Here is a 25,514-nt window from a genome sequence, read left to right as displayed (position 1 = left end):
CCGGGTGCGGTTGATGGTGCGGCGGATGCTCCGATGCGGGCCTCTAGAATTTTCCGCTGATCGTCAGCGTGAAGATCGGCCCGACCCTTTGATACTGGCGTTCGAGAAATGCCATCGGCGCGGCGTTGCGCCGACCGGAATAGACGTTGCGCCAATAGCGTACATGGCCATCGTTGATGTTGAAGATCTGGAAGTTGACCTTCATCCCCTTCACGTCCTTGAGCTCGACGAAGACGCTGGCGTAGGGCCCCTCCCATTGCTGGTTCACCTCGTCGAGGAAATAGGTCAGGCCATAATGGTCGAACGACAGGCTCGCGCCCCAGGCGAATTGGGTGGCAGGCACGTCGTGCCGCAGCGTGAGCTGCGCCCAGCGATCGTGCGTGTTGCTGATGGCGCGCGGCAGTGCGGTCAGCGGGTCGCGCACGCGGGCACGTTCGATGCCGATGTCCGCGTCGAGCTTGGCCCCGCGCCATCCGAGCGGGTCGAACTGGATCGTGCTGATGCTTTCGATTCCCGTGCGCGTCGCCCGGGGCAGATTGCCCACCGCGTCGCCGTCGACATCGACGGGGATATGGTCGACGATGTCCTCGATCCGATAATGGTAGAGCTTCAAGCGTGTCTTGCCCCACCGGCCGAAGGTGCGGCTGACTTCCGCGGTCGCCTCCCAGCTTTGCGGCGGTACGAGATTGGGGTTGGCGTCGTTGCCGCGACCGTTGGTGATGTCCTGGTTCGCCAGGAAATCCGAAAAGCTGATCTGGCCCACCTTGCGCTCGAGCTTGAGGCTGGCATCCCAGCCCCGAGCCGGCCGCCATGCCAGCAGCGCGCTCCCCTTCGGACGGAAGAACCGCCGCGGCTTGGCACCGATGCCGCGCTCGCCAAGCTGGGAATATTCGGCCCCACCGGCAAGCTGAAGATCGAGATTTGGCGATAGCGACCGGCTCAGCGCGGCAATGCCTTCATAGCGCGTCTCGGCGACGATGCCGCTGCCCTGCGGAAACGGAATCGCGACATAGCTGCCATCGGGTTGGAGGCTGGCCAGCGTGCTGCGCTGCTCGAACTGATTGTCGGCGCGCTCGAGCGAGATCGTCCAGTCGTTTGGCCCGCCCTTCCAGTGATATTCCAGACGCCCCACGGTCTCGCTGGTCCTGCCATCCTGGCCGTAGCGGATGCCGTCGCTCGGCGCCCCGCTGTCGTAGTCGGTGCGTTGGTCGACAAAGGAAGGCGCGTGCTCGAAATGGCGCAGGCCGATGAGTTTGAGCCGGCCGGTGCCGAGCGGCACCGAAACGTCGCCGATCACGTCGTAGCGGAAACCCCATGTTTGGTTGAGGCTGGTCCAGACATTGTCGTTGCCGTCGACGCGCACGCGGCGCTGGTCGTTGGCGCCGCGCTGCCAATAAGGATCGTAATCCAGCGTCAGATTGGCCTGGATGCCGCCGGCGCCGCTATATTTCAGGATGGCCGACACTTTGGCGTCGTCGGTGCTGTTCCAGTTCACCTGGTCGCGGCGCTCGATCAGCGCACCTGCCGGCGACAGGACGCGATAGTCGTTGCCGCCGAGCGCGCCGCGCGACGCCTTGTTCTCAAGCGAAACGGTATAGTCCAGATTGCCGGCCGTGCCGTTATAGCTGATCGACCCGGACAGCCAGCGCGGCTCGGCGTAGTGCGCACGTACCGCCGGGCTCCAGCTGAAATTGCCGCTGCCCTTGCGGTTGGTCTTGAGGATTACGTTGGCGACCTGGCCAGTCAGGCCCGCAATGCCGAACAGGGCTGCTTCCCTGACCTCGATGCGCAGCACGTCGCCAGCCGACACCTTTTGCAGCAGCGCCACCGCGCCCCCCGATTTGTCCGTCACGCGCTGGCCGTTGACGAGGACATTTTCGGAGGCCTGGCCGAGGCCGCGCACATCGTCTGCGCTGCGGATGGAGAAACCCGGTACCTGCGACAGCATGTCGTAGGCGGTCTGCGGGGCGAAGCGCGCGAAATAGTCCGGCGTGAAGACATTGGCATCCCCGGCAGCCGCATTGGTATCGGCCGCGGCGGGCGAGGCGTCCTGTCCTGCGATGGCCTCTGTCGAGGCGCACAAGCCGGTCGCCAGCGCCAGAAGTCCCACGGCGCGCCGCCAGTGAACGGCTCTGCAGGGAACGGGCATGATCTTCTCCTCAATGGGTCTTGTTATGTCGGGGCGGTACGGGCGCGCGCCGTCGGCCACTGCGCCGGTCGCAAGGGCGGGCGCAGGCGATCGGGCGCCACGATTGGTGGGGGCGTTACGAAATGCCGGGCTGGAGAGAAGGCCGGCCGCTAGGACCAGCGTTCGGGCTCAGGGGTCGGAATCCAGGTCCGGATCGCCATTCGCGGCTCTGAACTCGGTCAGCTTGTCGGGCGAGGTGAGTTTGATGCCGCGCCTTCGGAGTTTCTGGACGAAATTGACGGTGACGCCGACCGACCGCATGCCCTGATAGTCGTCGAGTGTTCCGTTGATCCCGAACCGCCGCATCGCGCCGATATATTCAGGGCTGAGACCCATTGCGCGCGCTTCGACCACATCGTCGATGGTGAGGGACATGCCGGTCGCGCGCATCGCACGCGCGAATTCCGGGCTGACACCGACACCGTGCGCTTCGGCCAACTGGTCGAACGAAAGATCGGGAAAGCCGGCCTGCGCCATGGCATGCCGGTATTGCACGGAGATGCCGGCCGCGCGCATCGTGTCGACTGCGTCGCCATCCGCCGGCTGGTCTGCCGAGACCCGCTGACCGTCAGCGTTCGGACGGGTACCGGTATTCGCGACGGACGTGACGGGCAGCGGATGCGCCGCACGCTCCTCGGTCGCGATCGGTCGTGACGTCTCGGGCGGCGCTGACGCGGCCAATGGCTTGCCGGAATGCGGAGTCGCGCCAGGGGCCTCGATCGTTGCGTGCGCCGTGCGGCTCGGTGCGATGGAGACTGCTGCCAGCGGCACCGCCATGCTCAGCATGCCCGTTGCAAAGCCCGCGACCCAGGATCGCCCGGAAGGTCCGCGTGCCGGGCTTTGGTCGAGCACGCGCCTGACCCGGCGACCCAGCGAACTCCTGGACGGCGCGACGCCATGCGCGCCAAGAAAGGCGCCACGGCATTGATGGCGCGCGACGCCAATCAGCAATTGGGCATAATCGGGCCCGGCGATGTCGGCGGCGAGCACGGCGTCGTCGGCCGCTTCCTCGCGCAGCTGATGTGCCTCGCGCGCCAGTACCCAGGCCAGCGGGTTGAACCAGAACACTGCCGTTGCGACCCGCGCCAGGATCAGCTTCGCCCAATCGAGATGGACGACATGCGCGAGTTCATGCGCGATGATCGCCTCGGCCTGTTCCGGCGCGAGCACGGCGGCGTCGTTGAGCAGAATAACGGGCCGCATCAGGCCCCAGCTGACGGGCGAACCGAGCTCGTCGCTCCTGAGCAAGGCCGTGCCGCTTTTGAACCCCATACGCCGCTGCGCCCGGGCCAGCGCGCCCAGCCACACGGGATCGACCAGCACCTCGGCACGAGCCCTTAGTCCAACGAGCCGCAGCAACGCGACAAGCGTAAGCGCCAGCAGCGCGAGTGTGGGAAGCAGATAGGCGTGGCGTGCAACCCCGGCGACGGCGCTGGAAAACGAGACGGCGGTGGGCGACCCCTGCGCGGCAGTGGCACGCACCGAAGCCGCCCGGTTACCCAAAATGCCCGAGGGCTCCGCTGTCTCGGCCGGGGCGATGGCAGCGAGGCGCGCAATGGGCGCGGGCAAGGACAGCGCAAGCGTCGGCAGCGCGACACTCTCAAGCGGCAACGCGACGAGCGCGAGTAATCCGAGATGCGCGATGGTCGAGCGCTGGCCCGCGGACCGCGCGCGGGTCAGGCGGAGCAAGAGGAGCGTCGCCGCCGCCACGAGCAGCGATTTTAACGCGAGGAGAAGGACGGTGATCGTCATTTCCCGCTGTCCCGCGCCAGGCGGGCCCGGGCGATCGCCGCTTCGAGCTCGTCGAGTTCACGCGTATCGATGTCCTGCGCCATGCCCAGCAACGCGCTGGCGGCGCTCACCGGCGATCCCTTGAAGAAGGTCCGCACGACTTGGCCGAGCGCTGTTCGCCGCGCCTGATTGTCGGAGACGGTAGGCGAATAGACAAAGCCGCGGTCGCTCTCCTGGCGCGACACGAAACCCTTGTCCTCGAGCCGCTTGAGCATTGCACGAACGGCCGATCCAGTCAGCGGATCAGGCAGTGCCGCGCAGATTTCGGACACAGTGCGCGATCCGCCCTGATACAGCAGGTCGACGATCTGACGTTCGCGCGGGGGCAATTGTGGAAGCATGGCTTACCTCGTGGCTACAAATGTAGCGTGCTACATTTGTAGCGCGGCTGCAAGCCTAAATATGTCGCATGCCTACTCCGTCACGACACGCTCAACTGCCACGCGCATGGATGAGCCGCCAATAGGCGCTGTCGGAACCCTCGATCAGCGGCCGCAGCCGATCGCGATGCGCTTCGAAGGCCGGGGTGGCCATGAAGGCCTGATGCGCTTCTCTCGAGTCGAATTCGGAAAGGAGCAGAAAGCGCCGGCCGCCCTCTTCGGCAAGGAGGCGGCCCCCGCGCGAACCCGCTATGTTGCCGAAAGCCGGAAGGCCCTCCAGCTGGGTCCGGGCAAAGGCTTCGACGTCGCCGGGCCGTACGGTGAAGATGTTGACGTTGAAGAGAGGGGCGTCAGGAAAAGCGGTCATCGGAGACTCCTTTATCGAACAAGGAGCATCTCCATAGAACCTCAAGCCAAGTTGAGGTCAAGGCGGAAATTCGGCAAGACAGATCAGGGAAAAAGACGCGGCGCCTGCAGGGGAAATGCAGGCGCCGCGCCGAGGTTGGCCTTGGGGCGGGGCTAGATCGAGCGCAGCGAGCGGAAGCCTTCGCGCAGGTCGTGGACTAGCAGATCGGGCTGCTCCCAGGCGGCGAAGTGACCGCCCTTTACCGGCTGGTTGTAGTAGACGAGGTTGGGATAGGCCCGCTCCGCCCAGGCCCGTGGCGTCCCGTAAATCTCGTCGGGGAAGTCGCTGACTGCCACCGGAACCTTGACGCCCTTGGGACTGAAAAAGCCGGTCTTGTTTTCCCAATAGAGGCGTCCCGACGAGACGCCGGTGTTGGTCAGCCAGAACAGCGTGACATTGTCGAGCACGTCGTCAGGGGTCAGTCCCTCGTCCTGCCCATCGAAGGACCGCGCGATCAATGCGAGGCTGGCCGCGTCATGATCGAGCAGGAATGTCGCAAGGCCGATCGGAGAATCCGCCAGTGCCGCCGATGACTGTGGCCGGTCGCCCATCCAGATCGCATAGGAGACATGCTTGTAGACATAGGCAAGCCGGTCGTACGCGCTTCTCTCCTCCTCGGTCAGGCCGGCCGGTGCCGCGGCGCCGGAAGCCGATGCGGCGTCGATCTCCGCCGGGATCGCGCCCGCCATGTTGACGTGGATGCCGCGCAGTTCGGGCGGTGCCTGGACGCCGATGAAGTCGGTGACGACCGAGCCCCAGTCTCCGCCCTGTGCGACGAAGTCCTTGTAGCCGAGGCGCTGCATCAGCGTGATCCAGGCGCTGGCGATGCGCTCCGGACCCCAGCCGGTCGAGCTCGGCTTGCCCGAAAAGCCATAGCCGGGCATCGACGGGATCACGACGTCGAACGCGTCCTCGGCCTTGCCGCCATGCGCCGTGGGATTGACCAGCGGATCGATGATTTTCAGCTGTTCGATGATCGAGCCCGGCCAGCCATGCGTCACGATCACCGGCAGGGCGTTTGCGTGGCGAGACCGCACATGGACGAAATGGATGTCCAGCCCGTCGATCTCGGTGATGAACTGCGGATAGCTGTTCAGCCGGGCCTCGACCTTGCGCCAGTCATAGCGGTCGCGCCAGTAAGCGAGCACCTGTTCGATCGTCTTGAGCGGCACGCCCTGGCTGAAATCGTCGACCGTTTCCTTCTCGGGAAGCCGGGCGTTCGCCAGGCGCTGCCGCAGGTCGGCAAGGGCGGCTTCGGGTACATCGACCCGGAAAGGACGGATGGCAACATCGTCGTGAGCGAAAGCAGCGACAATAGCCTGCGATGAATTGTTGGAAGATTGCGAAGTCATGACATTTCTCCTTTTGCGCCTCGGCGCCGATCAGCGAGTTGTTCGACTGACAATTGGAAGTTCTGCCAAATCATGACCGAAATATATGGTACCAAGGGGTGCCGGACCCTTAAGTATACTGTGCGGCCGCCGGGGAGCGGTGCATGGTATACCGAAGTACCATAGGCCGTTTTCTGCGCTTCTTGGTATGAAGTGCTGGAATTGGCGCTGAGAATATCGCCGCGCGTTCTGCCTCAAAGCCGTCCACCGAGGGAGACCAATGGACCATCGACGAAAGCCGCCCGACGACTGCATGGTGCCGCCCTGAAGCCACCGCGAGGACAGAATGGAAATCCAGCCCAGCCGCCAGTCGGACGATACGGACCTCCGGCGCGCCTATGTCCATCTGGCCGAAGCCCAGCGACTGAGCCAGACCGGCAGCTTCACCTGGGATTTCGACCGGGGCGAGCTTCTCTGGTCCGAAGAGCTTTGCCGCATTTTCGAGTTCGACCCGGCAACCACCATCACCACCGATCTGGTCGGGCAGTTCGTGCATCCGGCGGACTTGCCGGCGTTCGCCGCCACGCTGGAGGGCGCCGCCGCGGGCGGGGACGTCGATCTGCCCTACCGCATCGTGACCGCCAGCGGCGTCCTGAAACACCTCCACGCCGTCGGACACCGCATCGATTATGATGCGGAGCGACCCGTGATCATTGGCGCCGTGCAGGACGTGACCGAACGCAAGGTGGCCGAAGAGGCGCTGGACCGGGCGCGCGCCGACCTCGCCCATGTGGCGCGCGTCGCGACCCTGAGCGCGCTGACCGCATCGATCGCGCATGAGGTCAACCAGCCTCTCACCTCGCTCGTCACCAATGCCAGCACGTGCGTGCGTATGTTGGCGGCCGATCCTCCGAACCTGGACCTCGCCCGGACCACGGCGCAGCGCACGATCCGCGACGCCAATCGCGCGTCCGAGGTGATCCAGCGGCTCAGGGCGATGTTCGTCCGGAATGAGCCGGCGGCGGAAGCCGTGGACCTGAACGAGGCCGCAGCCGAGATACTCGCCCTCACATCGAGCGAGCTGCTCAGCGCGCGGGTCGAGGTGCACGCCGATTTCGCCGACGCCCTGCCGAGCATCCGCGGTGATCGAATCCAGCTCCAGCAGGTGATGCTGAACCTGGTCCTCAACGCGCGGGACGCGATGCTCGCGGTCGATGACCGCCCGCGGACCCTGCGCATTGCGACGATCGCGGACGGCCCGGGCCAGGTCCGTTTCTCGGTGCGCGACGCCGGCAGCGGGGTTGCGCCGGACAGTCTCGGCCGGCTGTTCGACGCCTTCTACACCACCAAAAGCGAGGGCATGGGCATCGGCCTTTCGATCAGCCAGTCGATCATCCAGGGCCATGAGGGCCGGATCTGGGCGGCGCCCAATGAGGATGGGCCGGGTGCGACCTTTTCCTTTTCGCTTCCCTTTGGCGTCGCGGACTCGCCTGAACCGGTCTCGAAGGATCTGTGATGGTGACGCGCAACCTCGTGTCGGTCGTCGACGACGATGAATATGTCCGCGAGGCCTTGCCGGACCTGTTGAGGTCGTTCGGCCTGGAGTCGCAGTCCTTCGCCTCGGCCGCGGCGTTCCTCGCGTCGGAAAGCCTCGATCGGACAGGATGCCTGATCCTCGACGTGACCATGCCCGGCATGACTGGCCCCGAACTGCAGCTGGAGCTCGCGAGGCGCCGCTGCGATATTCCCATCGTCTTCATCACCGCCGATGCCGACGAGTCGCTGGGTCCGAGAATGTTGCGGCGGGGCGCGGTGGCGTTCCTGAAGAAGCCCTTCAGCGAGGCGGCCATGATCGAGGCGGTCAACGCCGCGCTGGATTCGGGAAGGGATATGCTATGCGGTTGACCCCCGACGCAGATCGCCGAAACGGCCCCAGATGATGGCACCAACGTCCGCCCTGTCAGATGCCACACCGACCGTCTTCGTCGTCGATGACGACGAATTCGTGCGCGAGGCGCTCGAGACCATGATCCAGGTAGCCGGCTGGCATGCGTGCACCTTCGCCTCGGCCGCCTCCTTTCTCGCATGCCCGCCGGCGACCGGCGCAAGCTGTCTTGTGCTCGACGTCAACTTGCCGGGCCTTAGCGGCCTCGATCTTCAGACGGCCCTCGCCGACGATCGGGGCGACATGCCGATCATCTTCGTCACGGGATTCGGCGATATCCCGATGTCCGTCCGGGCGATGAAGGCCGGTGCGGTGGAGTTCCTGACCAAACCCTTCAGCGAGCAGGTCATGCTCGATGCCATCCGCGCCGCGCTGGACCGCAGCCGGGCGGCCGTCGGCGATCAGGCGGCGTTGCAGGAGCTCCGCGACCGCTACGCGGATCTCAGCCCCCGCGAGCGTCAGGTCATGGCCGGGGTGGTCTCGGGCCGTATGAACAAGCAGGTGGGCGGCGACCTCGGCATCACCGAGATCACCGTGAAGAAGCACCGCGGTCGCGTGATGGAGAAGATGCGCGCTCGTTCCCTGGCCGAGCTTGTCACGATGAGCGCAAGTCTGGGCATTTCCGCTCCGGTAAAAGGTTAGGCATCGGGCTTGCGGCCAATCGGCGCCGCCGCCCCGCCAAGGCTGCTTTACAAGCGCAACACACCTGCTAGCTTCCCGCCAACCGGAGGGAATCCATGCTGAAGATCGAGAAGCTCACCCATGTCTATGGCAACGGCACGGTGGCGTTGGACGGCGTCGATCTGACCATCCCGCCCGGCATGTTCGGCCTGCTCGGCCCGAACGGCGCCGGCAAGTCCACCTTGATGCGCACGGTCGCGACCTTGCAGACGCCGACCTCCGGTACGATAAGCTTCGATGGCCTCGACGTGATCGCGGAGCCCGAGAAGCTGCGCCGCGTGCTCGGCTATCTCCCGCAGGATTTTGGCGTCTATCCGCGCGTCTCGGCCTATGACATGCTCGATCACATGGCGGTGCTGAAGGGCATTTCCGGGCGCGGCGAGCGCAAGGCGACGGTCGAGGGGCTGCTCAACCAGGTCAATCTCTGGGGCGTGCGCAAAAAGGCGCTGGCCGGTTTCTCGGGCGGCATGCGCCAGCGTTTCGGCATCGCCCAGGCGCTGATCGGCGGCCCCAAGCTGATCATTGTCGACGAGCCGACCGCCGGCCTCGATCCCGAAGAGCGCAATCGCTTTCTCAACCTGCTCGGCGAGATCGGCGACGATGTCGTCGTGATCCTGTCGACTCATATCGTCGAGGACGTGGCCGATCTCTGCCCGCTGATGGCGGTGCTGGCCGGCGGGCGCATCCTGCTCCAGGGCGCGCCGCTCGACCTGATCGAGGCGACGCGCGGCCATGTCTGGAAGAAGACGATCGACCGGAGCGAGCTCGATGCCTATCGCGCGGATCACCGCGTCATCTCGACCCGGCTGTTCGCCGGCCGCACCATCATCCATGTCCTGAAGGACGCATCGCCCGGCGACGGGTTCGAGCCGGTCGCCGGCGGGCTCGAGGATGTCTATTTCTCGACGCTCGACACCTCGCGTCGCGCGGCCTGATCATGGGCATGTTCGCGGGGGTCACCCGGTTCGAGCTTCGCTACCAGCTGCGCAACCCGGTGCTCTGGGTCGCGGTGGTGGTGTTCTTCCTGCTCGGCTTCGGGGCGACGACGGTCGACCAGATCCAGATCGGATCGGGCGGCAACGTCCACAAGAACGCGCCCTTCGCCATCGCGCAGGTCGTGATCATCATGTCGGTCTTCTACATGTTCGTGTCGACGGCGTTCGTCGCGAACGTCGTGGTGCGCGATGACGAAACCGGCTTCGGGCCGATCGTGCGCGCGACGCGGATCACCCGCATCTCCTACCTCATGGGCCGCTATACCGGTGCCTATATCGCCGCCGCGCTCGGCTTTCTCGCGGTGCCGTTCGGCATCTGGCTCGGTTCGCACATGTGGTGGGTCGACAGCGAGACGCTCGGGCCGAATATACTGTCCTATTATGCCGCGCCCTATCTCTGGTTCGCGCTGCCCAATCTGCTGCTGACCTCGGCCTTGTTCTTCGCGCTTGCCACCATGACGCGGTCGATGATGGCGACCTATCTCGGCGTGGTCGGTTTCCTGATCCTGTGGACGGTCGCCAGCGTCGTGCTCGATCGCAACCCTGCCTATGAGCTGGCCGGCGCTTATGGCGAGCCCTTCGGCATCGGCGCCTATTCCTATGTGACCAAATACTGGACTGCCGCGGATCGCAACACGCTCGTCGCGCCGGTCGATGGCATGCTGTTGTTCAACCGCGCGATCATCGTCGCGATCGGCCTCGCCGCGCTAGCCCTGGCAACCGCCACCTTCCGCTTCGGCGCCCGCCCGTCAAAGGCCAGCCGCCGCGCGCTGAAGCTTCAGCAACAGGTCGAGGCACCCGCCGCGTCGGCGCCGCCCGAAACCCTCAATGCTCCGCTCCCGACCCCGAGCTTCGGCCGCGCCACCGCCTGGGCGCAGCTCCGTGCCCGCACCCGGCTGGAACTCGGCCAGGTGTTCAAAAGCCCGGCCTTTTTCGTCCTGATGGCGCTCGGCCTGTTCAACGCGGCCGCCGCGATGATCGATCTCGGCGAGGTGTTCGGCACGCCCGTCCTGCCGGTCACCCGTGTCGTCATCGGCCTGCTGGAGGGATCGTTCAGCATCATCCCGGTGATCATCGCGATCTATTATGCCGGCGAACTGGTCTGGCGCGAGCGCGACCGCAAGATCCACGAGATCATCGACGCCTCGGCGATCCCCGACTGGGCCTATGTCGTGCCCAAGGCGCTCGCGGTGGTGCTGGTGCTGTTCTCGACCCTGCTGGTCAGCGTCGTCGCCGGCCTCGTGACTCAGCTGCTCCACGGATATGCCGATGTCGAGCTCGGCAAGTACCTGCTCTGGTACGCGCTGCCCGACACGATCGGCTTCACGCTGATCGCGGTGCTCGCCGTGTTTATCCAGGCGCTCAGCCCGAACAAATATCTCGGCTGGGGCCTGATGGTGTTCTACTTCATCATCATCCGGGTGACGCTGCGCAATCTCGGCTTCGGCGATGCGCTCTACAATTACGGCCAGTCTCCGCCCCTTCCGCTGTCCGACATGAACGGCATGGGCAAGTTCTGGATCGGCGCCTGGTGGCTGCGGCTTTACTGGACGGCGTTCGCGGTGATGCTGCTGGTGCTCGCCCATGCCCTGTGGCGCCGCGGCACCGAGACCCGGCTGCGCCCGCGGTTGAAGCGCCTCCCGCGCCGCCTGGCCGGCCCGGCGGGCTGGGTCGGCGGCATTGCGCTGGCGGTGTTCGTCGCGAGCGGGGTGTATATCTTCATCAACACCCATGTGTGGAACCATTATTCCACGCCCGTCGCCGACGAAGCCTTTATGGCCGATTACGAAAAGGCGCTGCTGCCCTATCAGAAGCTGCCCCAGCTGTCGGTGACCGCCGCGCGCGTATCGGTCGATCTGCGCCCGCAGGAACCCGGCCTGACCGCAAAGGGCGTGCTGACCCTGGTCAACAAAACGCCCGGCCCGATCCAGGACGTACATGTCCGTATGGGCGATCAGGCAACGAAGATCGGCTCGATCGCCATCCCGGGCGCGAAACTGGCCCGCGATTATCCGAAATTCCAGTACCGCATCTATCGCCTCGCGGCCCCGCTCGCGCCCGGCGGCACCACCAGCCTGGCCTTCCGCACCGAGCGCACCCAGCGCGGCTTCCGCAACAGCGGCAACGATGTGCGGGTCGTGCAGAACGGCACCTTCGTCAACAATTTCGAGTTCGTGCCGATGATCGGCATGGACCAGAACAGCCTGCTGCAGGATCGCGTCAAGCGCCGCAAATACGGCCTCCCGCCCGAGCTTCGCCCCGCCAAGCTGGAGGATATGAAGGCGACGCGCTTCAACCAGCTTCGCACGGACTGGATCAGCACCGACATCACCGTCACCACCGATGCCGGCCAGACCCCGATCGCCCCCGGTTACAAGGTCAGCGACACGACCGCCGATGGCCGGCGCACCGCGCGCTTCGTCGTCGATGCGCCGATCCAGAACTTCTATTCGGTCCAGTCGGCGCGCTATATCGAAAAGCACCTGATGCATGACGGCGTCGATCTGGTGGTTTATTATGACGCGCGGCACGGCGCCAATGTCGACCGCATGCTCGCTGCCTTCGCGCACGGCCTCGATTATTATCAACCCGCGTTCGGCCCCTATCAGTTCCGCCAGGCCCGCATCATCGAATTCCCGGCCTATGCCGATTATGCGCAGGCGTTCGCGGGGACGATGCCCTATTCGGAAAGCATCGGCTTCATCGCCGACCTCTCCGATCCCGAGAAGATCGATTACGTCACCTATGTCGCCGCGCACGAGCTGGCGCACCAATATTGGGCGCACCAGGCGATCGGCGCGGACATGCAGGGCTCCACCATGCTCACCGAGACCTTGGCGCAATATTCGGCGCTGATGGTGATGGAGAAGCTCTACGGCCGCGACCAGATCCGCCGCTTCCTGAAGTTCGAGCTCGATCGCTATCTGCGCAGCCGCGGCGGCGAAGTGATCGAGGAACTGCCGCTCTACCGGGTCGAGAACCAGCAATATATCCATTACCGCAAGGGCTCGCTGGTCATGTACCGGCTGAAGGACGCGCTGGGCGAGGACCGGGTCAACGCCGCGCTGAAGCGCTATCTCGAACGCTTCCGCTTCAAGGGCGCGCCCTTCCCGCGCTCGCTCGACCTGATCGCCGAGTTCCGCAAAGGCGCCTCACCCGAGGAGCAGGCGCTGATCACCGATCTGTTCGAACGCATCACCCTGTACGACATCAAGACCAGGGGCGCGGTGGTGAAGAAGCTCCCCGACGGCCGGTTCGAGACCATGCTGACGGTCGAGGCCCACAAGCTCTACGCCGACGGCAAGGGCACGGAGACCGAAGCGAAACTGGCCGAGACGGCGGAGTTCGGCCTGTTCGCCGCCATGCCCGGCCGCGGCGCCTTTGCGAAGAAGGACGTGCTGCTGCTGCAACGCCTGCCGCTCAGGACCGGCACCCAGACGATCAGGCTGGTCACCGCGACAAAGCCGGCCTTTGCAGGCGCCGATCCCTATAACGTCCGGATCGATCGCAACTCGGACGACAACGTCATCGCGACGACGGGCTAGGTGCCGCCTTCGCCTTGATGATGCGCTGCATCGTGTTGACGCAGGCGCGGATGAGGCTCGGCGCATGGACGGTGATGGTCGGCTGGCAGGCCTCGCGCACTTCCCGATCGGCCTCGGTGATGAGATATTTGTCGCCGCTGCGCTCGTACATGATCGTGCGGGAATAAGCGCGCCCGACCCGGGTGGACACCCAGTCGAGCGGTGCTCGCTCGCGCGTGGCTTCCTCCAGCGCGAGGCCGAAGGCAGTGACTGACTCGTCGAGATGCCCCGTTTCCTTTTCGCGCAGCCCGAGCTCCTGCAGCGAATAGCCGAGATCGCTCTGGGTCCTCGCCCAGAACAGCGGTGTCCGGTCGCGGCGCATTTCGCCGAGCGCGAGGCGGTAGCGATCGACCGATTCGCGCAGGCGCGCCTTGCTGTCCTGCAAGGTCCCGAGCGTGAACAATGCCCGCGCCAGCCCGGCATCGATCGTGGGCCAGTAGCGAATGTCGGGCGTCCGGCCACGCCGCCGGATCGCCAGCTGATAGGATGCGATCGCCTCGCGCAGCCGGGCCGGGCTTTGCGCGGTCTTTCCAAGCGCTTCCAGCGACTGGCCGATATTGATGTGGAGCGCGATCCAGGCAGCGGCCGGATCGCTCGCGCGCTTGTATTCGAGCAGCGCCAGGCGATAGGCGGCAATCGCCTCCTCGAGATGGGCAGTGCCGCCCTGCACCCTGTCGAGATTGTACAGGGCATCCCCGATCGCGCTTTGCGTGCTGGCCCAGAGCAGCGGCGAGCGGTGGCGCGGCGTGAGCGGAAGGGCCAGCCGGAGCAGGTGCAGCCCGCGCTGGACCGCGGCCTTGTCCCGCTCGACCTCGCCCACCTTGCTCCGTGCCACCGCCGCGTCCGTCAGCCGCAACCAGCGGGCATAATTGCTCAGCCGGGTTTCGTCGGCTGCCGACAGGCGCAGCGCTTCGGCGCGATCATGCTCCTGCTTGAAGTCGGCTATCTTGGCGCGGACTTCGACTGCTTCCACCCAGGCATTGCCGCGCGCGCTCGACCATGGCTCGCGCAACGCGTCGAACCTTGCCATGGCGCGGTCGACGGCATCGATATCCTTGTCCCGGAACCCTGCGGTCGCGCGGTCGAGCGCCTCATCGGCGTTGGCGCGCCAGGGCTCGTCGATCGTCCTGATGTGCCGTTTGATCGCCAGGATACTGGCCGATATCTCCGCCAGGCTCGCCAGATCCTGCGACAGCTTGCCGTCATAGCCATAATCCGGACCACGCAGATCCTGCGCGACCGAACGCACCGTCCACATGGTCTTCTCGAGCGCGTCGGGATCTCCGTCGGAAAGCGCCGCCGTACTGTCGGCGGGCGGCGGCGGCCGCTGCGCGACGGCAGGAGCGGCAGGCCAAAGCAGAAGCGCGGGGCCACATCGACTTAGCGCGAACCAGATAACTCTCCGTTTCATCATCGCCCCCCGATCCTCCAGACCGTTCTAGGGTCCGTTGGTGGGGCCCGCAACGGCTCGGGCGGCCGACGATCCCGGACCCGAAGGATTACCCTTCGATCCCTGCCTTCAACCCCGCCAGCAACTCCTGCCACCATTGCCCATGACGCTGCAGGAACAACATGCCGACCATGCCATGCCGCGCTACATGCGGGGCAGGCACGCTGTCCCAGCCGAGATGCTCGACGGTGACGCGCGTCTCCGCGCCGATCGCTTCGAACCGCACCTCGACCTGGGTGGATTGGTCCTCCGTGAAGCTCGCCTGCCGCCAGGTCAGGCCGAGCCGCGCGCCCGGTTCCCAGGTCGTGACCCGGCCGATCTCGAACACCGCGCCGTCAGCCTGGGTCTCGGTGAAGCGCCCGCCCGCCATCGGCTCGATCGCCAGGGTCCCCGGCCCGGCGCGCGTGAAGCGGAACAACTGGTTGGGGCGCCACCAGAGGTGGATCTCGCGGGTGAACGCCTCGAACACCCGCTCCGGGGTCGCCGCGATGCGCAGCGCGACCAGCACGCGCGAGCTCATCGCCGCTCCTCGACATGCGCCTTGAGCGCCCCGAGCTGATCCGCCCAGAGCTGCTCGGTCTCGTCGACCCAGGATTTGAGGCCCGCCATCGATCCCGCTTTCAGCGCATAGATGCGCACCCGCGCATCATAATCCGGGTGCACTTCCTCGATCAGCCCGCCGGTCTTCAGGGTGCGCAGATGCCGGCTGAGCGCGGCGGGGCTCAGCCCGATACTCTCGGCCAGCTCGCCGGCGCGGTGCGGCCGGTCGCGCAGCAGCTCGACCACGCGCCGCCGGGTCGGGTCGGCCAGCGCGGCCAGCGTGCGGTCGATCGCGGCGGCCGCGCTCAGGAGAACATCTCGATCTTGAGGCCGGTCGCCTTTTCGGATTCCTCGGCCGAGAAGGGCCGCATGGTCTGCGCGAAGGTCCAGACATGTCCTTCGGGGTCGCGCGCGCGATAGGTGCGGTCGCCATAGAATTGGTCGGCCGGTTCCTGCACGATCGCCGCACCGGCCGCCCGCGCCCGGTCGCAATGCGCATCGATGTCGCTGTCCAGATTGACGTGCAGGCCCTGGCTGTTCTTGCCGCCGATGCTCGCCGGGCTGGCGGTATAATCGGCCCATTCATTGCCGATCATGATATAGCCATTGCCGAAGCTCAGCTGGGCATGGACCATCTTGTTGTCGGGATCGGTGATGAGCATCGCCGGCTCGAAGCCGAAGGCCTTTTCCAGCCAGGTGAAGGCCGCCAGCGGGTCGCGGTAGAAGATGGCTGAGGCGAGCGAGGCGCGGTCCATGAGATTTTCCCTTCACGAATCGATCAATATTTAACGTTATAGGCAAATATATTGACGCGCGTCAAACCGCCACGCTGCGCCTATGATCGGGCGGGGAGATGTCACATGCGGATCATGCTCGTCACACTGGCGATGGCCATCGCGATGCCGGCCTCGGCCCAGGACCGCGCGGCTTTGGTCGGAGTCTATGACGGCCATCAGACCGAGATGGGCGCCCAGCTCAGCCTGACCGCCGATGGGCGGTTCGAATACGGCCTGGTCTATGGCGCGCTCGACGAGGCGGGGCAGGGGCGCTGGGTCGTGAAGGATGGCCGCGTGCTGCTGACCAGCGATCCCGTCACGCCGCCGCGCTTCGTCTTCACCGGGCAGAAGCCGGCGCCGGCCGGCGCATTGCGGCTCTCGCTCGAGGCGCCGAAGGGCATATCGCTGCAATATTTCGATGCCGTCTTCACCTCGGCCAGGGGCGCGACCAAAGGCGGGCAATTGACCGAGGATGGCCTGTCGCTGCCGCTCGACGCCGCCGATCCGCCGGTCAGCGTGCGCCTGTTCCTGCCGATGTTCGAGCTGGCGGGCGAGGTGGTGCCGATCGACCCGGCCAAAGGCTATGGGCTGAGCTTCCGCTTCGAGCCGAACGACATCGGCAAGGCCGATTTCCGCGAGACCGCGCTGACGATCGACAAGGGCGATCTGGTGTTCGACCGGTTCGGCCGGACGATCCGCTTCAGGAAAGTGGAGTAGGGCAGATCGACATTCGGATGCGCCGCCTTGTTCCTCTCCAGTGGGAGAGGATAGTGTAGCTTGGCAACTTGTTGCCTAGCGTAACTTGGTGAGGGGCTCCGGGAGCCTTCGATAGCTCCCGGAGCCCCTCACCAACTCCGACTAGATCGCTGCGCTCTCAAGTCTCCGTATCAGTTTTGTCGGGAGGCAGGTCGAAATGCCCCCCGGGCATTTCTCAATCATGCCGGGGGCATGATTGACCTGACTCCCGACAAAACTCCCAAAGGAGAGGACGAAGTGAATGTCGATGTGCCCCTGGCTCCCCTCCCGCGAGCGGAAGGGGAGGTGAGACGGCGCTATTTCCGCCAGACCGCCACGCTGCGCGACCCGCAGACATAGTTGGACACGCGCTTGTAGCCCTTGGCCGTGTTCTCGGCGTGCTTCGCCGCGGCGACGTCCGGGGTCATGCCGAAACCATAGAGCCATGCGCCGGTGGTCGGGACCCACCAGGTGTCATAGGTAGAGCCATTGTTCTGGCAGGTGGCGAGGTTCAGCATCTCGCCGGAATTGAACATATGGTCGACGTGGCGCTTGAAGTCCTCGTCCTTGATGCCTTTGAAATTCCAGGTGCCGATCTGGTGCGGCGGCCAGAGCAGGATCGGCCCGCGCGGCAGCTGCTTGCCGGCGATCGGCGTCCACGGCCCGTTGATGTCGGCCTTGCCGTCGACATAGGGGGTGGTCAGCCCGCGGTCGAACATCGGCTTCACCGGCTTGCCGTCCTTCTCCATATGGATGTGGAGATGCGGTCCGCTCGACGCGCCCGAATTGCCGACCTTGCCGATCACCTGCCCGGCCTTGATCCGCGCGCCGTTCACGACGATCGCTTCCTTGCGGATGTCGGGATTGCCCTGGACGATGGCATTGTCCTTCAGCAGCGTCGCATTGTGCGGGCAGAGCGCGGCCGGGATCGAGCCGGGGATGGTGTGGGCGTAGAGCGCGACGGTGCCGTCGTCCTGCTTCACCCACAGATGATTGCCGCCACCCGGGATGAGGCCCTTGTCATAGGCGGGGTGCTTGTCGCCCGCGGGGTTCTCGGGGGCATTGCGCCAGCATCCGATCACGGTGCCGTCGGCCATCGCATAGATCGGCTTGCCATAGACGACATAGTTGGCGTTGATCTTTTTGTCGGTCGCGCCTTCCTTCAGGTCGGTCCATTGGGCGTCGCTGACGCGGCGGCGCGCGATGATGTCCTGCCCTTCGGCCTGGATGCCGCCGGTATGGACATTGGTGCTGAAGCGTTCGCCGGCGGCGAGATCATTGCCACGCAGCGGCATCGTATGGGCATCGGCGATTACGGGCAGCATCAGGGCGACCGCAAGGATCGCTGGTTTAGAGGTTTTCAAGATAGGTCTCCGTCTTGGCGACGCCCCCGCCGGCCAGGGCCGCCTATTGGCCTCAAAGCGGGGCAAGAGAAGGTGCAGCGACGCACGCCACCGTTGCACGGCAGGATGCAACGGTTGCACGAGGTGGGCCTCGTCCGCATAGTCGCGCGCCATGAGCAGCTTTGCAGACCGGCTGACGCTCGTCCTTGCCGCCTTGTCCCTCAGCAGGGGCCGGCTCGCGGCGGAAATGGGCGTGGACAAGTCGCTGGTCGGCCGCTGGTGCTCGGGCAACACCACCCCCTCGGCCTATAATCTCGATCGCCTGACCAATTTCGTGGCGGCGCGCAGTCCCGGCTTCACCATGCTCGACTGGCAGGCCGACCTGGCCGTCCTCGCCGTCCGGTTCGGCGTCGAGCCGCCACGCCCGCCCGTTGCCGACGGCCTGCCGGGCTGGGACTGGCTGTCGCCGACGCTCCTGTCCGAAGCGATGACCAATACCCGCATGAACGGCGAGGCGTTCGAGGGCATCTGGCGCACCACCCGCCCGTCGGCGGATTCGCCGGGCATGTTCGCGCATGATCATATGCTGCAATATCGCGCGCGCAATGGATTGCTGCGCTATCGGCTCGGCGTCTGGCGGCTGCGTTTCGACGGCTGGGCCCTGCCGATCCAGAACCAGCTTTTCTCCATGGCCAGCGACCCGGTCAGCGGCGTCTTCATCTTCTCGATCGTGAAGGGCGTCGCGCGCCGCAAGGCCATGGTGCTCGACGGCATCTCGCTCACCTGCCTGCGCAACACGGACGGCGATATCGTCGCGACGCCGTGCATCTTCGAACGCGTTGCCGATCTTACCGGCGATGCCGTCGCCGATGAGGCGCGGTTCGAAGCCTTCATGGAGGACGGGCCGATCCACAGTGCGCCGGACGCGGTGCCCGACGAGATCCGCGCACACCTGTTGCCTGATGTCGGTCCAGCCGCAGCGGCGACAGGTGGCGAAATGCTGATGCTCATGCGCTTCGCCAACAGCCTGTCGCGGGCCGCGCCCGTCGGCGGCGACCTGCCCGAGGCTTCTTAGGTAATCGGCATTCACACCCCTTTTTTTCCTCTCCCATTGGAGAGGAAATAAAAGCCTAAGGCGTCGCCGGATCGCGCCGCACCGGCGCCGGCGCATCCTGCCAGCCGCCGCCCAGCGCCTTGAACAGGCTGATCTGCGCATCCGCCACCGCCGCATCCGATTGCGCCAGCGCGGCGCGTGCATCGGCACGATCGCGCTCGGCCTCGATCAGCAGCAGGAAGCTGTCGGCACCATAATCGAAGCGCAGCCGCGACAGGCGCGCCGCTTCGGTGCTCGACTGCGCCGCACGGGCGAGTGCCGCATTGCGATCCAGCGCACCGGCATAGCGCGCGAGCGCCTGCTCGACTTCCTTCAGCGCCGTCAGCACCGTCCCGTCGAAGCGCGCAAGCGATGCGTCGGCGCCAGCCTCGGCCTGGCGGACGCGGGCGCGCCCCGCCGTCATGTTGGGGAAGCTCCAGGAGATCAGCGGGCCGAGCGACCAGGAGAAACCCGCCGGCTTGAAGATGTCGCCCGGCTTCTGCGCGCCGAAGCCGACCGAGCCGAGTAGCCGGATCGAGGGATAGAGATCCGCCGTCGCGACACCGACGCGGGCGGTGTCCGCGGCCAAAGTGCGTTCGGCCGCGCGGACATCGGGGCGCCGGGCGAGCAGCGCCGCGCCGTCGCCGACCGGTACCGTCACGGTCACGCGCGGCGGGGTCGTGCATCTGTCGGCATCGGCGTCGATCACTTCGGGCGCATGGCCGGTCAGCGTCGCCAGCGCATAAAGCGCGGCGCGCCGTTCGGCCTCGAAAGTCGGGATCTGCGCCTGGGTGTTGGCGAGCAGCACGTCGGCGCGCTGCACGTCCCGGCGGGTGCCGCGCCCGGCCTCGAACAGCGTGTTGGTCAGGTCGAGCGTCTGCTGCTGGAGCTTCACCGTCTCGAGTGCGACCGAACGCTGCGCTGCGTTCGAACAGGCCTGGGCATAGGCACGCGCGGTTTCCGCCGCGACGGAGACCCGGGCCGCGTCGAGCTGCGCGGCGGCGGCATCGGTGTCGCCCCGCGCCGCCTCGATCGCGCGGGTCACGCCGCCGAACAGGTCGATCTCATAGGAAGCATCGAAACCCAGCGAATAGAAATCGGTCTCGAACGACTTGCCGGTCGGGCTCTGCGTCGCGGGCGTGCGGCTGCGGGTCGCCTGGGCGCTGAGATCGGTGCTCGGCAACCGCGCGCTGCGCTGCTCGGACAGGACGGCGCGGGCGCGGGCGAGATTCGCCGCCGCCGTGCGGATATCGGTATTATGCGCCAGCGCGTCCGTGACGAGCCGGTCGACGACCGGATCGTTATAGAGCTGCCACCAGTGATCGGGCAGCGGCGTTGCCGCGACGCGATTGGTCCGCGCGGTCTCGGCAAAGCCGGCGGCCGAGCTACTGGGGGTGGAGGGGTGTTTGTAGTCAGGTCCGACGGTGCAGGCGGAAAGGGCGAGGACAGAAGCCAACACCCCCATTACCTTCCCCGGCGAAGTTGGGCCACCGCATTTGCGTGCGTCGACGCTTGTTTCGGAGCTGGCGAAGAGAAAAGGGGTTCGCGCGGAGGTGCGGAGGCGCGGAGGTGCCGGGACGCGATCGAATGAAACGCCGATCGCGGAAGCGATATCGACATCTCTGCGCCTCTGCGCCTCCGCGCGAACCCCTTTCTCCACCTTCTCGACTGTGCACTGCATCAGATGCGATAGCCCTGCTTCGCCGGGGAGGCGGAAAGAGAAAAGGCGAGCCCGCATCATGCCGGCTCTCCCGCAGGCTCGGCATGCGGCGTCTCAGGCGTCTTCTTCCGCGGAATCTTGCTCGATACCCAGTCGCCCAGCTTGCGGCTGATCACATAGAAGCTCGGCGTGAACAGCAGGCCGAAGGTGGTCACGCCGATCATCCCGAAGAACACCGCCACGCCCAGCGCCTGGCGCATCTCGGCGCCCGGACCGGACCCGATCACCAGCGGCAGCACGCCGAGGATGAACGCGATCGAGGTCATCACGATCGGGCGCAGGCGCTGCTCGGCGGCATGCTCCGCGGCGGCGTGCATCTCCATGCCCGCTTCCTCGTTCTGCCGCGCGAACTCGACGATCAGGATCGCGTTCTTCGCCGCCAGCCCGATCAGCACGACCAGCCCGATCTGGGTGAGGATATTGTTGTCCCCGCCCATCAGGTTCACGCCCAGGATCGCAGCGAGCAGGCACATCGGCACGATCAGGATGACCGCCAGCGGCAGCACCAGGCTTTCGTAATTCGCCGCGAGCAGCAGGAACACGAACAGCACCGCCAGCCCGAACACCAGGCCGGCGGTATTGCCCGCCGCCTGTTGCTGCAACGCCAGCTCGGTCCATTCGAAGCGCATGCCCTTGGGCAGGGTCTCTTCCGCCAGCTTCGCCATCGTCTTCAGCGACTGCCCCGAGGAGAAGCCGCGCACGGTGTCCCCCTGGAATTCCGCCGACGGATAGAGATTGTAGCGCACCACCCGGTACGGCCCGCTGTCGTTCTTCAGGGTCATCACTGCATCGAGCGGCACCATCTCGCCCGCCGCCGATCGCGTGCGCAGATGCCCGACATCGGAGACCTCGTCGCGGTACGGCGCATCCGCCTGCGCAGTCACGCGATAGGTGCGGCCGAGGAAGTTGAAGTCGTTGACATAGGTCGAGCCGAGATAGGTGCCGAGCGTCGAGAAGACATTCTCCACCGGCACGCCGAGCTGCTCGGCGCGTTCGCGGTCGACATCGGCGAACAGGCGCGGCGTGCGCGTGTTGAAGGTGGTGAAGGCGCTGGTGATGCCCGGCGTCTGGTTCGCCTTCATCATCATCGCAAAGGCCGCGCCCTCGAGCGCCTTGAGCCCCAGATTGCTGCGGTCCTCGATCAGCATCTTCCAGCCGCCGCCGGTGCCGATCCCGCGGACGGGCGGTGGCGGCACGACCAGGATGTTGCCACCGTTGATCGATCCGAACGCCTTGCGCATCTCGTTGGCGATCACATCGGCATTGGCGCGGTCGGCATGCGGCTTCAGCGGGATGAACATCGCGCCGGCATTGGGCGCGGTGGAGAAGGTCGCGCCGTCCAGGCCGGCAAAGGCGACGGTCGCCTCGGTCGCCTTGTTGGCGCGGGCGATCTGCCCCGCCCGGTTCATGATCTCGGTCGTGCGCTGCAGCGAGGATCCCGGCGGCAATTGGATGACCGCGATCAGATACCCCTGGTCCTGCGCGGGAATGAAACCGGTGGGGGTCGCGGTGAAGCGCCAGCCGGCCAGCGCGATCAGCCCGATATAGACGATGCCGACCAGCGCCAGCGCGCGGACGGCGCGCGCGGTGAACTTGCCGAAGCGCTCGCCGACCTTGTTGAAGCCGCGGTTGAAGCCGCGCGCGAACCGCGCGGGCCAGCCGAGCGGGCCGGGCCGGGGCTCGCTCTCATGCTTGTGCTTCAGCACGATCGCGGCGAGCGCCGGCGACAGCGTCAGCGAGACGAAGGCGGAGATGACCGCCGCCGACACGATGGTCAGCGCGAACTGCTTGTAGAACTCGCCCGAGATGCCGGGGATGAAGCTGGTCGGGATGAACACGCCGCACAGCACCAGCGAGATCGCGATCAGCGCGCCCGACACTTCGTCCATCGTCTCGTGCGCGGCATCGCGCGGCGACAGGCCCTTTTCCTCCATCAGCCGTTCGATATTCTCGACGACGACGATCGCATCGTCGACGACGATGCCCACCGCGAGCACCATGCCGAACAGCGAGAGGTTGTTGAGGCTGAAACCGAAGGCCGCCAGCATCGCCAGCGATCCGATCAGCGCCACCGGCACCGCGATCAGCGGGATGATCGTCGCGCGCCAGCTTTGCAGGAACAGCAGCACGACCAGCGCGACCAGGACGATCGCCTCCATCAGCGTGTGGTACACTGCCTCGATCGACGCCTCGATATAGTCGGTCGGGTTGTAGGGGATGCTGTACGTCATTCCCGGCGGGAAGCTTTTCGCGGCTTCCGCGATGTCGGCCTTGACTGCCTCGGCGGTGGTCAACGCGTTGGATCCGGGCAGCTGGGTGATGGCGATGCCGATCATCGGCTTGCCCGACAGGAAGGCGTTGATCCCGTAATCCTGCGCGCCGATCTGCACGCGGGCGACGTCGCGCAGGCGCGTCATCCGTCCCTGGTCGTCGCGCTTGACGATGATCTCGCCGAACTGCTCGGGGGTGGTGAGCCGGCCGGTAGCCTGGATGCCGAGCTGGAAGGCAGTGCCGCCGCGGTTGAACGGCGGCTGGCCGACCGATCCGACCGCGACCTGGGCATTCTGCGCGCGGATCGCCGCGACGATCTCGTCGACGGTCAGGTTGCGCGAGGCGGCGCGGTCCGGATCGATCCAGATGCGCATATTATAATCGCGGCCGCCGAACGCGCGCACGCCGCCGACGCCGGGGATGCGCGCCATGCGGTCGATGATCTGCGTCGTCGCATAGTTGGAGACATATTGCTGCGGCAGCGACCCGTCGGGCGAGGTCAGCGCGATCACCATCAGGATGTCGGGGGAGTTTTTCGCGACGGTGACGCCGATCTGGCGGACCTCGGCGGGCAGGCGCGGCTCGGCGGTGGAGACGCGGTTCTGCACCAGCACCTGCGCCTGGTCGACATTGACGCCCTGCTTGAAGGTGACGGTGATCGCGAGCGACCCGTCGCCCGTTGCCGACGAGGACATGTAGAGCATGTTCTCGACGCCGTTGATCGATTCCTCGAGCGGCGCGGCGACGGTTTCGGCGAGGGTCTCGGCGGTGGCGCCGGGATAATTGGCGGTCACCACCACGGTCGGCGGCGCGATCTCGGGATATTGCGCGACGGGCAGGCCGGGATAGGCGACCAGCCCGAACACCACGATCAGGATCGACAGCACGGCCGCGAAGATCGGCCGCTCGATGAAGAAATGGGGGAATTTCACGGGGTCAGTTCGCCGTCGCTTCGGACGCCGGCGGCGCCGAGTCGGGTTGCGAGGTGGGCGATGTGTTGGCCGCCTTGGGCCGCATCGTGACCTTCTTCGCCTGCACCGGGGATCCGGGTTGCAGGTTGGTGATGCCTTCGATCACCACCAGCTCGGTCGGGGCGAGACCGGTCTTGATGACGCGCAGGCCCTCGACCTGTGGGCCGGTCTCGACCGGCCGCGGCGATGCCTTGCCGTCCTTGCCGACGACATAAACGAGCTTGCGGGTCTGGTCGGTGATGATCGCCTCGTCGGGGACGAGCATCGCATGATAGGTGCCCGAGCCGAGCAGGCGGGCGCGGCCGAACATGCCGGGGGTCAGGAAACCGTCCGGATTGGCGATCACCGCATGCGCGCGGATCGTGCCCGAATTGGTGTCGATCGCATTGTCGACGAACTCCATCCGCCCGTGCCAGCGATAGCCGCTTTCGTCGGCGAGCTGGACCTGGACCGGGTTGGCCGTGTCGCGCGACGATCCGCGCTCGCCCTTGCGGTCCTGGCGGAGATATTTGAGGTAGAAGCTCTCGGCGCCTTCGAACGAGAACCAGATCGGATCGGTCGAGACGACGCGGGTCAGCACCGTCGTGCCCTCGGTCGCGAAATTGCCCTTCGACACGCGGCGGTCGGAAACCAGGCCGGTGATCGGCGACCGGACGGTGGTGAAACCGAGGTTCAGCCGCGCGTTGCTGACATTGGCCTGCCCCGCCGCGAGATCGGCCGCGGCGCTGCGCACATTGGCCTGCTTCGTCTCATATTCCTCCTTGCTGATCGCCTGGGCGGCGAGCAGCTTGTCGGCGCGGGCAAGCTCGGAACGGGCGTTGATCAGCGCGGCATTGGCCTTGGCGACCTGCGCCTGCGCCTGGCCGAGCGCGGCGGCGTACGGCCGGGGGTCGATCGTGAACAGCGGCTGGCCCGCGCGGACGCGCTGGCCGTTGGTGAACAGCACGCGGTCGATCGTGCCCGACACGCGCGGGCGGAGCTCGACGTCCTGGATCGCTTCGAACCGGCCGACATATTCGTCCCAGTCGACCACGTCGCGCTGCAACGGCACGGCGACGGTTACCTGCGGGGCGGGCGGCGGGGGCGGCTTGCCGCTGCCCGAGCAGGCAGACAGGGCCAGCGCCGCGAGCGTGATCAGGGAGGCGGCAGGCCAGCGAAAGACAATCGGCATCGTTGGCTCATCCCCTTTAGCGGCCAGCTTTCTTTTTCCGAGCATCCCCGACATGATCCTGGGTCTCGCGCCCGGCATATATTCATGGTGCAAGTGCGAACGTTGCGAGCCGTTTGCAAGACCGATCCGGCCGGTTTTGGTGT

20 protein-coding genes are annotated in these 25,514 nt (G+C 66.1%); 7 read left to right on the top strand and 13 right to left on the bottom strand.

Annotation, left to right across the window (positions count from 1 at the left end; all coding sequences use genetic code 11):
* Positions 1 to 43 precede the first annotated feature (43 nt).
* The 5 genes from WC729_RS05955 to WC729_RS05935 form a co-directional block, all read right to left on the bottom strand.
* Positions 44 to 2,149 (bottom strand): TonB-dependent receptor plug domain-containing protein, encoded by a 2,106-nt coding sequence (locus tag WC729_RS05955; RefSeq protein ID WP_372850517.1) that lies wholly within the window; start codon positions 2,147 to 2,149, stop codon positions 44 to 46.
* A gap of 168 nt (positions 2,150 to 2,317) precedes the next feature.
* Positions 2,318 to 3,940, bottom strand: coding sequence for a M56 family metallopeptidase (locus WC729_RS05950; protein ID WP_372850515.1), 1,623 nt, complete (start codon positions 3,938 to 3,940; stop codon positions 2,318 to 2,320).
* On the bottom strand, positions 3,937 to 4,320 hold the full coding sequence (locus WC729_RS05945; RefSeq protein WP_372850513.1) for a BlaI/MecI/CopY family transcriptional regulator: 384 nt from the start codon (positions 4,318 to 4,320) through the stop codon (positions 3,937 to 3,939). Before WC729_RS05945 ends, WC729_RS05950 begins: the two co-directional genes overlap by 4 nt.
* A 91-nt stretch (positions 4,321 to 4,411) precedes the next feature.
* Positions 4,412 to 4,726: an antibiotic biosynthesis monooxygenase gene (locus WC729_RS05940; RefSeq protein WP_372850511.1), complete on the bottom strand. Its 315-nt coding sequence runs from the start codon at positions 4,724 to 4,726 to the stop codon at positions 4,412 to 4,414.
* 152 nt (positions 4,727 to 4,878) lie between these two features.
* Positions 4,879 to 6,117 (bottom strand): epoxide hydrolase family protein, encoded by a 1,239-nt coding sequence (locus tag WC729_RS05935; RefSeq protein ID WP_372850509.1) that lies wholly within the window; start codon positions 6,115 to 6,117, stop codon positions 4,879 to 4,881.
* A gap of 325 nt (positions 6,118 to 6,442) precedes the next feature.
* Here WC729_RS05935 and WC729_RS05930 point away from each other — a divergent pair, with 325 nt between their 5' ends.
* The 5 genes from WC729_RS05930 (at position 6,443) to WC729_RS05910 (ending at position 13,262) form a co-directional block, all read left to right on the top strand.
* Positions 6,443 to 7,612: an ATP-binding protein gene (locus tag WC729_RS05930; protein WP_372850507.1), complete on the top strand. Its 1,170-nt coding sequence runs from the start codon at positions 6,443 to 6,445 to the stop codon at positions 7,610 to 7,612.
* Positions 7,612 to 8,001 carry a response regulator gene (locus WC729_RS05925; RefSeq protein ID WP_372850505.1) on the top strand — a complete coding sequence of 130 codons (390 nt, stop codon included), beginning with the start codon at positions 7,612 to 7,614 and terminating at the stop codon, positions 7,999 to 8,001. The genes WC729_RS05930 and WC729_RS05925 overlap by 1 nt, the downstream gene beginning before the upstream one ends.
* Before the next feature lie 31 nt (positions 8,002 to 8,032).
* Complete coding sequence (locus tag WC729_RS05920; RefSeq protein WP_372850503.1) at positions 8,033 to 8,683, top strand: response regulator transcription factor; 651 nt, start codon at positions 8,033 to 8,035, stop codon at positions 8,681 to 8,683.
* A gap of 95 nt (positions 8,684 to 8,778) precedes the next feature.
* Positions 8,779 to 9,657: an ABC transporter ATP-binding protein gene (locus WC729_RS05915; RefSeq protein ID WP_372850501.1), complete on the top strand. Its 879-nt coding sequence runs from the start codon at positions 8,779 to 8,781 to the stop codon at positions 9,655 to 9,657.
* Positions 9,658 to 9,659: 2 nt separating this feature from the next.
* Complete coding sequence (locus tag WC729_RS05910) at positions 9,660 to 13,262, top strand: ABC transporter permease/M1 family aminopeptidase (protein WP_372850499.1); 3,603 nt, start codon at positions 9,660 to 9,662, stop codon at positions 13,260 to 13,262.
* Here the strand turns inward: WC729_RS05910 and WC729_RS05905 are convergent.
* The 4 genes from WC729_RS05905 to WC729_RS05890 form a co-directional block, all read right to left on the bottom strand.
* Positions 13,243 to 14,712: a hypothetical protein gene (locus WC729_RS05905; RefSeq protein ID WP_372850497.1), complete on the bottom strand. Its 1,470-nt coding sequence runs from the start codon at positions 14,710 to 14,712 to the stop codon at positions 13,243 to 13,245. The two genes, WC729_RS05910 and WC729_RS05905, sit on opposite strands and share 20 nt — an antisense overlap.
* A gap of 88 nt (positions 14,713 to 14,800) precedes the next feature.
* A complete protein-coding gene (locus WC729_RS05900) occupies positions 14,801 to 15,271 on the bottom strand; it encodes an SRPBCC domain-containing protein (RefSeq protein WP_372850495.1) in 471 nt (156 codons plus the stop codon).
* Positions 15,268 to 15,570, bottom strand: a complete 303-nt coding sequence (locus tag WC729_RS05895) for an ArsR/SmtB family transcription factor (RefSeq protein WP_372851021.1) — start codon at positions 15,568 to 15,570, stop codon at positions 15,268 to 15,270. Before WC729_RS05895 ends, WC729_RS05900 begins: the two co-directional genes overlap by 4 nt.
* Positions 15,571 to 15,596: 26 nt before the next feature.
* A complete protein-coding gene (locus WC729_RS05890; protein ID WP_372850493.1) occupies positions 15,597 to 16,046 on the bottom strand; it encodes a VOC family protein in 450 nt (149 codons plus the stop codon).
* Between the two features lie 105 nt (positions 16,047 to 16,151).
* Between WC729_RS05890 and WC729_RS05885 the strand changes: the two genes are divergently transcribed.
* On the top strand, positions 16,152 to 16,784 hold the full coding sequence (locus WC729_RS05885; protein WP_372850491.1) for a hypothetical protein: 633 nt from the start codon (positions 16,152 to 16,154) through the stop codon (positions 16,782 to 16,784).
* A gap of 335 nt (positions 16,785 to 17,119) precedes the next feature.
* On the opposite strand, the gene WC729_RS05880 is transcribed toward WC729_RS05885, so the two are convergent.
* Positions 17,120 to 18,127, bottom strand: a complete 1,008-nt coding sequence (locus WC729_RS05880) for a M23 family metallopeptidase (protein ID WP_372850489.1) — start codon at positions 18,125 to 18,127, stop codon at positions 17,120 to 17,122.
* Between the two features lie 190 nt (positions 18,128 to 18,317).
* On the opposite strand from WC729_RS05880, the gene WC729_RS05875 reads away from it, so the two are divergent.
* Positions 18,318 to 19,220 (top strand): multiprotein-bridging factor 1 family protein, encoded by a 903-nt coding sequence (locus WC729_RS05875; protein ID WP_372850487.1) that lies wholly within the window; start codon positions 18,318 to 18,320, stop codon positions 19,218 to 19,220.
* A gap of 55 nt (positions 19,221 to 19,275) precedes the next feature.
* Here WC729_RS05875 and WC729_RS05870 read toward each other — a convergent pair whose 3' ends face one another.
* From WC729_RS05870 to WC729_RS05860, 3 genes are all read right to left on the bottom strand, one after another.
* Complete coding sequence (locus WC729_RS05870; RefSeq protein ID WP_372850485.1) at positions 19,276 to 20,703, bottom strand: efflux transporter outer membrane subunit; 1,428 nt, start codon at positions 20,701 to 20,703, stop codon at positions 19,276 to 19,278.
* A 272-nt stretch (positions 20,704 to 20,975) separates the two neighbouring features.
* Positions 20,976 to 24,161 (bottom strand): efflux RND transporter permease subunit, encoded by a 3,186-nt coding sequence (locus tag WC729_RS05865; protein WP_372850483.1) that lies wholly within the window; start codon positions 24,159 to 24,161, stop codon positions 20,976 to 20,978.
* Positions 24,162 to 24,165: 4 nt separating this feature from the next.
* Positions 24,166 to 25,371, bottom strand: a complete 1,206-nt coding sequence (locus WC729_RS05860; protein WP_372850481.1) for an efflux RND transporter periplasmic adaptor subunit — start codon at positions 25,369 to 25,371, stop codon at positions 24,166 to 24,168.
* Positions 25,372 to 25,514 lie beyond the last annotated feature (143 nt).

Origin of the sequence: Sphingomonas sp. (genome assembly GCF_041661825.1) — a bacterium.
GTDB lineage: Bacteria > Pseudomonadota > Alphaproteobacteria > Sphingomonadales > Sphingomonadaceae > Sphingomonas.
This window is presented reverse-complemented; position numbering and strand designations above follow the sequence as displayed.

What these genes read in the sequence shown, in the direction of transcription:
- WC729_RS05955 (WP_372850517.1), bottom strand. Translation starts at nt 2,149, where the DNA reads ATGCCCGTTCCCTGCAGAGCCGTTCACTGGCGGCGCGCCGTGGGACTT.
- WC729_RS05950 (WP_372850515.1), bottom strand. Translation starts at nt 3,940, where the DNA reads ATGACGATCACCGTCCTTCTCCTCGCGTTAAAATCGCTGCTCGTGGCG.
- WC729_RS05945 (WP_372850513.1), bottom strand. Translation starts at nt 4,320, where the DNA reads ATGCTTCCACAATTGCCCCCGCGCGAACGTCAGATCGTCGACCTGCTG.
- WC729_RS05940 (WP_372850511.1), bottom strand. Translation starts at nt 4,726, where the DNA reads ATGACCGCTTTTCCTGACGCCCCTCTCTTCAACGTCAACATCTTCACC.
- WC729_RS05935 (WP_372850509.1), bottom strand. Translation starts at nt 6,117, where the DNA reads ATGACTTCGCAATCTTCCAACAATTCATCGCAGGCTATTGTCGCTGCT.
- WC729_RS05930 (WP_372850507.1), top strand. Translation starts at nt 6,443, where the DNA reads ATGGAAATCCAGCCCAGCCGCCAGTCGGACGATACGGACCTCCGGCGC.
- WC729_RS05925 (WP_372850505.1), top strand. Translation starts at nt 7,612, where the DNA reads ATGGTGACGCGCAACCTCGTGTCGGTCGTCGACGACGATGAATATGTC.
- WC729_RS05920 (WP_372850503.1), top strand. Translation starts at nt 8,033, where the DNA reads ATGATGGCACCAACGTCCGCCCTGTCAGATGCCACACCGACCGTCTTC.
- WC729_RS05915 (WP_372850501.1), top strand. Translation starts at nt 8,779, where the DNA reads ATGCTGAAGATCGAGAAGCTCACCCATGTCTATGGCAACGGCACGGTG.
- WC729_RS05910 (WP_372850499.1), top strand. Translation starts at nt 9,660, where the DNA reads ATGGGCATGTTCGCGGGGGTCACCCGGTTCGAGCTTCGCTACCAGCTG.
- WC729_RS05905 (WP_372850497.1), bottom strand. Translation starts at nt 14,712, where the DNA reads ATGAAACGGAGAGTTATCTGGTTCGCGCTAAGTCGATGTGGCCCCGCG.
- WC729_RS05900 (WP_372850495.1), bottom strand. Translation starts at nt 15,271, where the DNA reads ATGAGCTCGCGCGTGCTGGTCGCGCTGCGCATCGCGGCGACCCCGGAG.
- WC729_RS05890 (WP_372850493.1), bottom strand. Translation starts at nt 16,046, where the DNA reads ATGGACCGCGCCTCGCTCGCCTCAGCCATCTTCTACCGCGACCCGCTG.
- WC729_RS05885 (WP_372850491.1), top strand. Translation starts at nt 16,152, where the DNA reads ATGCGGATCATGCTCGTCACACTGGCGATGGCCATCGCGATGCCGGCC.
- WC729_RS05880 (WP_372850489.1), bottom strand. Translation starts at nt 18,127, where the DNA reads ATGCTGCCCGTAATCGCCGATGCCCATACGATGCCGCTGCGTGGCAAT.
- WC729_RS05875 (WP_372850487.1), top strand. Translation starts at nt 18,318, where the DNA reads ATGAGCAGCTTTGCAGACCGGCTGACGCTCGTCCTTGCCGCCTTGTCC.
- WC729_RS05870 (WP_372850485.1), bottom strand. Translation starts at nt 20,703, where the DNA reads ATGGGGGTGTTGGCTTCTGTCCTCGCCCTTTCCGCCTGCACCGTCGGA.
- WC729_RS05860 (WP_372850481.1), bottom strand. Translation starts at nt 25,371, where the DNA reads ATGCCGATTGTCTTTCGCTGGCCTGCCGCCTCCCTGATCACGCTCGCG.